1 pseudogene is annotated in these 1,326 nt (G+C 66.7%); it reads left to right on the forward strand.

Annotated features, from left to right (window positions below):
* Positions 1 to 282: 282 nt before the first annotated feature.
* Positions 283 to 1,326 (forward strand): annotated as a pseudogene (locus tag ACSFA3_RS23680) (hypothetical protein); the annotation flags it as partial.

Here is a 1,326-nt window from a genome sequence, read left to right on the forward strand (position 1 = left end):
CGGCGGGCGCATTGGCCTTGCATGCGCCGGACCTGAAAGCAACCCGGCCACCCGCCATTGCGCGAGCACTCGTTACGGCCCGAGTGCGTAACAACGCTACGTAACAAGCGCCAAAGAGCGCCCGACCGGGGCCTCCCGTCGATCTGCATCGCAGGGCCGTCACGGCAAGAAACTCCATATAAATCAACAGCTTGCACGCTCGACGCTTCAGCGTCAGAGATATTGCAAGAAGGCGGCACACAAGTTGCCCCGTCAGAGAGTCCCACCACCGAGGAGACTGCCATGACGGATGCCAATGCATCGATTTCTTCGATCGCCGGAGGCGCCGACAACGGTGCTGCGCCGGTGGTCATCGCCCAGGCGACAGTGAAGCCGATTGCGCCCATGGGGACTGGCGCCGCCGCAGTTCAGCCTGCGGCGCCGGCCGGCATCGGGTCAATTTCGAACGCCACGCCCGGCACGGTCCTCATGCGCGACGGCGTCTCGATTCCCGTCGACGGCAACCAGGCGCTGATGGCCGGCGACCGCGTGATCGTTCCGCAGGACGGCCACGCCAACGTTCTCTTTCCCGGATCGGCCACCAACAAGGCACCGCTGGCCGGCATCTTCACGGGCGGCACCGACGCCACCATCAGCACGACCAAGCTGGCCAGCGGCCTCGAGCAGGTGAATGTGGACGTGGCCTCGGGCGACCTGGAAGTGACCTCGCCCGACAGCGACGCGGAAGCCGCGGCGCTTGCGGTGAGCAAGAAGACCGCTGCCGGCAGCGGCATCGGGCTGGGTGAATTCGCTCTCGGTGCACTGGGTGCCGTCGCGCTCGGCGCCGCGCTGAGCGGTGGTGGCGGCAGCGACGGTGGCGCGGTTCCTTTCTTCGTTCCGGGCGTTGGCGACAGCGATGCCGACGCAGATGCGGATGCAGATGCCGACTCGGATGCGGACGGTGATGCTGACGCTGACGCGGATGCAGACGCCGATGCGGACGCAGATGCCGATGCCGATACAGACGCTGATGCGGATGCAGACGCCGATGCAGATGCGGACGCTGATGCCGACGCGGATGCCGATGCCGACCACCTGCTCGATCCAGGCGACAGCCTCGCCGGCCATCTGCTCGGCTCCCTGGACAACGTTCTCGGCCTCGGAGGTGGCAGCGCCGCCGCGGCCAGAAGCGTCGCCGCCAGTTCATCCGGCACATTGGCATCGCTGATGCCCGTGGCCGACGGCCTCACGGATCTGGTGGACGACGTGCTCTCGCCGATCGCGGGCAACGAGTTCAGGCCCGACGATCCGAATGCGTTCGATCCGCTGGACAACACCGTCGACAAC

It is taken from the genome of Variovorax glucosi (assembly GCF_051216695.1).
Taxonomy (GTDB): Bacteria; Pseudomonadota; Gammaproteobacteria; order Burkholderiales; family Burkholderiaceae_C; genus Variovorax.